Origin of the sequence: Kitasatospora sp. NPDC056273 (assembly GCF_042268845.1) — a bacterium.
Taxonomy (GTDB): domain Bacteria; phylum Actinomycetota; class Actinomycetes; order Streptomycetales; family Streptomycetaceae; genus Kitasatospora.
Genome location: NZ_JBHJSJ010000012.1, coordinates 103317 through 109968 on the forward strand (window position 1 = coordinate 103317; position 6652 = coordinate 109968).

A 6652-nucleotide genomic window follows, 5' to 3' on the forward strand; every position below is an offset into this window, starting at 1 on the left:
GGTCACCACCGGCGGCGTCCCGGCGCCCGAGAACGCCGTCTCGTTCACCGTCACGTCCGTCAGCGTCACGTTCCCGGTGTTCGTCACCAGGTACGTGTAGTCGACCGTCTGTCCGACCGCCGAAACCGTCGTCGGGGACGCCGACTTCGCGATGGTGAGCGCCGGCTCAGGGGTGTTCGGGACGGTGGTCGAGGACGGCGGGGAGGTGACCGGCGGGCCGGACGGCGGAGTACCGGTCGCCGTCGCGGTGTTGGTGATGCTGCCCGCGTTGAGGTCCGCCTGCGTCACGGTGTACTCGGCCGTGCAGGTGACCGACGCACCGGGGGCGAGCGAGGCCGCAGCGGGCGGGCAGGTCACCACCGGCGGCGTCCCGGCGCCCGAGAACGCCGTCTCGTTCACCGTCACGTCCGTCAGCGTCACGTTCCCGGTGTTCGTCACCAGGTACGCGTAGTGCAGCACCTGGCCCACCCCGGTCAGCGCCGTCGCGTCCACCGACTTGGCGACGGTGAGCGCCGGTGCGGGCGTGACCGTGACGGTCACGGTGGACGGCGGGGAGGTGACCGGCGGGCCGGACGGCGGAGTACCCGTCGCCGTCGCCGTGTCGGTGATCTTGCCGCTCTGCAGGTCGCTCTGGGTGACCGTGTAGCTGGCCGTGCAGGTGACCGACGTGCCGGGGGCGAGCGAGGCCGCAGCAGGCGGGCAGCTCACCACCGGCGGCGTCCCGGAACCGGAGAACGCCGTCTCGTTCACGGTGACATTCGTCAGCGTCACGTTCCCGGTGTTCGTCACCAGGAAGCTGTAGTCCACGACCTGACCGACCGCCGAAACCGTCGTCGGCGACGCCGACTTCACGATCGTGAGGGCCGGCTCGGGGGTGTTCGGGACGCTGGTCGAGGACGGCGGGGAGGTGACCGGCGGGCCGGACGGCGGAGTGCCCGTCGCCGTCGCCGTGTTGGTGATCTTCCCTCGGTCGATGTCCGCCTGGGTGACCGTGTAGGCGGCCGTGCAGGTCACCGACGCCCCGGGGGCGAGCGAGGCCGCAGCAGGCGGGCAGCTCACCACCGGCGGCGTCCCGGAACCGGAGAACGCCGTCTCGTTCACGGTGACGTTCGTCAGCGTCACGTTCCCGGTGTTCGTCACCAGGTACATGTAGTGCAGCACCTGGCCCGCCGCCGTCAGATCCGTCGCGTCGACCGACTTGACGATGGTGAGGGCCGGGTTGGCGGTGGCCGTGACGGTCACGGTGGACGGCGGGGAGGTGACCGGCGGGCCGGACGGCGGCGTACCCGTCGCCGTCGCCGTGTTGGTGACCTTCCCTCGGTCGATGTCCGCCTGGGTGACCGTGTAGCTCGCCGTGCAGGTGACCGACGCACCGGGGGCGAGCGAGGCCGCACCCGGCGGACAGGCCGCCACGAGCGGCCCCCCGGAACCGGAGAACGCCGTCTCGTTCACCGTCACGTCCGTCAGCGTCACGTTCCCGGTGTTCGTCACCAGGAAGCTGTAGTCCACGACCTGACCGACCGCCGAAACCGTCGTCGGCGACGCCGACTTCACGATGGTGAGCGCGGGCGTCACCGGGACCGGGGTGTTCGTGAAGGTGCAGAGCACCATCGGGCTGTTCTTGTCCTCCACCGTCGCCGGGAACGGCAGGTTGAAGGTGGTCACCCCGCTGCCCGAGGTGATCGGGGCGTTGCCGTTGGCCGTGTCGACGCAGTCGTAGGTGGTGGTGTAGTCGGAGAGGCTTCCGGAGGCCGCCGTCTCGGTGAGGGTGTAGGTGGTGCCGGACAGCGCGATGACCGGGCCGGCCGGGGGCGACTGGACGCCCGTGCTGGTGCCGGTCGTGGTGGCGGTGTTGCCCTGAGTGACGCCACCGCCGGTGATCTCCAGGGTGAACTGGTCGTTGGACGTGGTCGACTCGGCGAAGCGGCCGACGATGTCCTTCTGCAGGGTCAGGGTCGGGTTGGTGGAGCAGGCGCCGAGGTCCACGGAGAGGAAGGCGTTGTTGGTGTACGGCGTGGGACCGGCCGTGACCGCGCCGGTGTTCGGGTTGAGCCGCTCCAGGTAGGTGGTGGTCCCCGAGGTGAACTCGATGTAGAGGTTGCCGACGTTGTCGAAGGCCGCCCCGTTGAAGGACCTGTCCGTCGGGTTGTCCAGGGTGCTCAGCGTCGTGCTGGTCAGCGGCACACCGGTGGCCGACCCCGTGGTGGGGATCGGTGCGGAGACCCGGCCGATGGCGGCGTCGGTGCCGACGGAGGAGAGGATGTAGAGGTTGCCGCCCGCGTCGAAGGTGATGTCGCCGTTGGGGCCGGAGGTGCCGGTGACCGGCAGGTCGAACGTGCCGATCACGCCGGGGATCGCGGTGTTGGTGGTGGTGTTGAACCCGTAGAGGGTGGCCACGCCGGGCGTGGTCGCGGTACCGGGCTCGAAGCTGGCGTAGTAGTAGATGCCGTTGACCGGGTTCACCGCGCCGGCGACGAAGGAGTCGCTGGTGGGACCGGCGGATCCGGTGTAGACGGTCCAGGCGCCGGTGGCCGCGTTGTAGCCGTACACGTTGACGGACCCGCTGACGGCCGGCGTCTGGTCGACCACGTAGGCGGCGGTGCCGCCGTCCGTGATGCCGAGGGCGTTCGTGAAGCCGGACCCGGCGGGGAGCGTGCTCACCGTCGTGGCGGTCACGTTGGCGCCGCCGACGGTGCCGGAGGCCAAGGCCAGCAGGGTGCCCGTACCGGCGCCCGAGGAGCCGCGCTGGACGGCGTAGATCGTGTTGCCGCTGCAGTCCAAGGGGGGGCCGGGTGCCCGGGGCGCGTGGCCGGCCGGGGCCGTGCCCGACGGGGGGACGCTCTCAGCGGACGGCGCGGCCGGTGCGGCCAGCGGGGACGCTGGGGCGCTCGCGGCGGACGACGAGGGGGACGGGGCCTGCGAGGCGTTGCCCTGGACGGGGGCGGCCTTCGCCGAGGCGGCGTCCGGGGCCTGCCACTCCAGCACCACGAGGCCGTTGCCGCCGTCACGTCCGTCACGTCCGTCATGTCCGTCGCGGTCGCCGGGCTTCACCGGGGCGGCGGGGTGAGCGAAGCCGCCGAAGCCGGCCCCGGCGACGTACTGGCGCTCGGTCAGGTGGGAGACCAGGCCCGCCGGAACGTCGCCGCCCCCGGAGCCGACGGCCGCGCCGCCCGCGCTCGGGGAGGTACCGCCGTCGGCCGCCAGCAGGGTGCGGGCCGAGGCGTGCGGCTCGTCGGCCAGGACGCTGGAGGCGCCGCCGCCGAGGGCCGTCCGGGCCGCCGGGGAGCTCGGGTCCTCGGAGTGCGCCCGCCCGCCCTGGCCGGGCACCACCGTCAGCCGCTGCCCCGGCGTCACGTCCAGCAGTGCGGTCGCGAAGGCGCCGGCGGCCCCCGGTCGGCTCCGGTGGTCGGCGGCGGCCGTTCCCGCGGGGCTGTCGGCTTCGGCGGCCGCGCCCGCGCCCCAGGCCTTCGCCCGGACGGAGGTGACACCGGGGGGAACGGTGAAGTCCTGGCCGCCACCGGTGTGGGTGAAGGCGAGGCAGTCGGTGTAGCCCGGGTCGGGCGGGCAGGCCTGGGCGGCGTGCGCGGCGGGGGCGGCCATCAGCGGGACGAGCGACAGCGGTGCCAGCGTCAGCACCGCTGCCAGCGCTCCGGACCAGCCGCGCCGCTTCGACGCGGCACGGTTCGACGGACGAGCCGGGACGGTACTGCCCCGCACCCCGAAGGCCGGGGCCAGGCCCCGGCGACGTCTGACTTTGGGCATCGAGGACTCTCCAGGGTGTGCACAGGACTCTGGATGACGGAGTGAACACGCCATTGGGCGACGGGACGACTATGCCGTCTCCACCATCCGGGTCGGTCCGGCACGCTGGGGAGGTCATCCCGGCGGCCCACACGAACGGTCCGACCACCGCGCTCGACGCCCGTCGCGCGCCCCCTTCACGGGGTGCGACCGACCGTGACGACCTCGACCCGGGCCAGTGCCACGCCTGTTGACGCATCGTCATATGAACTAACCGCGTCGAGCGGAGTCGGCCCCCACCCGCGCCGGCGAGGGCGGTCCGGCCGTTGAGCGCCGCCGGACGCGGCGAGGCCGGTGCCGTCCGGGAGCGGCGGCTCCCGGACGGCACCGGCCTCACGGTGCGGGAAGGGCTACCAACGGCGGCGCGGCGCCGGAGGGTTGAGCTTGGCGGCGAGCGCCGAGAGGAAGGTCGGGAGCTTGTCGACCATGGCCTTGGGGACCGGGGTGGTCTCGACGCTGCCGGTTCGTACGTCCTCGACGAGGAGCGTGTACGTGCCGTTCTCCTCGACGAGTTCGGCGGCGAAGAGCAGTGTCCTGGTGGAGGTTTCCATCGGGGTTCCTAGGCTTGGGTGTCGTTGAGCCAGGCGGTCCACGCCGCGGTGGCCCGCTGCTCGTCGGCGTCCTCGGCGAACAGGTGGTGGCCGAGCCAGATCGGCACGTTCCAGGTGCTGCCGTTGAAGAACCGGTAGAGCGCGTCCGGGCCGCGCAGGCCGACGAAGTCGGGGCTGAGCCAGTCCACGACCACCTCCTCCGGGCCGCCGTCCGCACCGGGGACGTCGATCCGCAGGCGGTCGCCGACGGCCGCGTCGGCGGCGAGGCCGAGGCGCAGCCGCAGGGCGGCGAAGTCGGCCGGGTCGGCGGTGGGTTCGGGGCGCGGGGCCCTGACGTAGACGGCGGGGCGGCCGGCGAAGTGCCGCAGGTACTCGGCGAGGCCGTGCTGGTAGAAGTCGACGTGCTTCTCGGCCGCGTCCGACTTGGCGTCCCACATCCAGGCCTCGTCGACGACGCCCGTGTGCACCCAGTGGATGCCCATCCGCAGGTGGCTCGTTCCGCCGTCGGCGGGCTCGATGTGGTAGCTGAGCGTGTTGGAGAACCCGCCGTCCTGGGTCGCCCGGACGGCGAACTGCCGCGGCGGCTCCCACGCCACGACGGTGGAGTCGCCCCGGCTGGCCTTCCCGCCGACGCGCGGCTCGACCTCCATCGGATACAGCCAGCCGAGGTTGCCGGCGCCGGTGGCGACCGCGTCCCAGACCTGTTCGGGCGTGGCGGGCAGGTCCTGTTCCCGGCGGACCTCGAACTCTCGGGCCATGGTCGGTACTCCTTCGTCGTCGTTCATGGTCAGTGGTCGTCGTTCATGGTCAGTAGGTGACCGGGAGGGCGCTCAGCCGCCGTTGCAGCGGGTTGGGCCGCCAGTCCAGCGCCGCCTCGTCGGCCAGCCGAAGCCCGGGCAGCCGGCGCACCAGCGTGCCGATCGCCACCTCGGCCTGGAGCTTGGCCAGCGGGCCGCCGAGGCAGAAGTGCGGGCCGTGGCCGAAGGTCAGGTGCCGGTTGCCGGGGCGGGTGAGGTCGAGCCGGTCGGGGTCCTCGAAGCGGTCCGGGTCGCGGTTGGCCGCGGCGAGGAACAGGTACGCCAGTTCGCCCTCGCGCAGCGTCCGTCCGCCGATCTCCAGGTCCTCCGCGACGACCCGGACGATCGCCTGGGTCACCGTGTCGTAGCGGGCGAGCTCCTCGACGGCGCCGCGGATCAGACCCGGATCCGCGCGCAGCCGGGCCAGTTGGTCCGGGTGGCGCAGCAGGGCCAGCACGCCGTTGTTGATCAGGTTGGCGGTGGTCTCGTCGCCGGCGGTGATCAGGACGAAGCAGGTGGACAGCAGTTCGGAGTCGGTGAGCCGCTCGTCCTGCGCCTGGGTGGCGACCAGGGCGCTGATCAGGTCGTCGCCCGGCGCGCGCCGGCGCTGCCGGATGAGCCCGGACAGGTACTCCTCGTACTGGTCGATCGCCGCCTCGGACTTGTCGATGTCCTCGGTGAGCCGGCCGAAGCGGCGGAACCAGCCCTTGACCCGCGGCCGGTCCTCCTCCGGGATGCCGAAGAGCTCGCAGACGACGGACATCGGCAGCGGGGCGGCGACGGCCTCGATCAGGTCCATGCTCCGCCCGGCCGCGACCGCCTCGTCGACGAGGCGGTCGACGATGCCCTGGACGCCGTCGCGCAGCGCTTCGACCCGGCGGGCGGTGAAGGCCCGGTTGGCCAGCTTGCGCAGCCGGCTGTGGTCCGGCGGATCGGTGTTGGTCATCACCCGGCCGAGCCGGTCGGTGAGCCGGCTCAGGGCCTTCAGGTCGCCGCCGAGCGCGCTGTAGGCCCGGGTCATCCGGTCGCGGTCGTTGGACAGCCGCAGGTCGCCCAGGGCCGCCTCGATGTCGGCGTACCGGGTGAGGTACCAGATGCCCTGGTCGCTGCGGTGGACGGGGCTCTCGCGCCGCATGCGGGCGTAGAGGGGGTACGGGTCCCGCCGGGCCTCGGGGGTGAGCAGGTCCGCGGCGAAGTCGTGGGACGGGACGGGGTCGTGGGCCGGGGCGAGGCCCGCCGCGGGGCGGGCCTCGTCCGTGGTGTCGGTCGGGTTCACTACGGGCCGCGCTACTTCCGGGTGTCCATGGCGTCGGCGAGGCTCCTGGGCCGCATGTCGGTCCAGGACTTCTCGACGTACTCCAGGCAGGCGGCGTTGGTGTCGGGGCCGTGGACGACGGTCCAGCCCTCGGGGACGTCCGCGAACTGCGGCCAGAGCGAGTGCTGGTTCTCGTCGTTGACGAGCACGAGGAAGGTGCCGTCCTGGTCGTCGAAGGGGTTGGTCAT

4 protein-coding genes and 1 pseudogene are annotated in these 6652 nt (G+C 72.8%); all 5 read right to left on the reverse strand.

Annotation, left to right across the window (positions count from 1 at the left end):
* Window positions 1–3762: pseudogene (locus ACFCY1_RS13685) on the reverse strand (hypothetical protein); the annotation flags it as partial.
* Between the two features lie 389 nt (window positions 3763–4151).
* A complete protein-coding gene (locus ACFCY1_RS13690; protein WP_049649157.1) occupies window positions 4152–4352 on the reverse strand; it encodes a hypothetical protein in 201 nt (66 codons plus the stop codon).
* An 8-nt stretch (window positions 4353–4360) separates the two neighbouring features.
* On the reverse strand, window positions 4361–5110 hold the full coding sequence (locus ACFCY1_RS13695) for an SRPBCC domain-containing protein (RefSeq protein ID WP_375874651.1): 750 nt from the start codon (window positions 5108–5110) through the stop codon (window positions 4361–4363).
* Window positions 5111–5159: 49 nt separating this feature from the next.
* Window positions 5160–6425 (reverse strand): cytochrome P450, encoded by a 1266-nt coding sequence (locus tag ACFCY1_RS13700; RefSeq protein ID WP_375874652.1) that lies wholly within the window; start codon window positions 6423–6425, stop codon window positions 5160–5162.
* A gap of 11 nt (window positions 6426–6436) precedes the next feature.
* Window positions 6437–6652 (reverse strand): MbtH family protein, encoded by a 216-nt coding sequence (locus ACFCY1_RS13705; RefSeq protein ID WP_117486204.1) that lies wholly within the window; start codon window positions 6650–6652, stop codon window positions 6437–6439.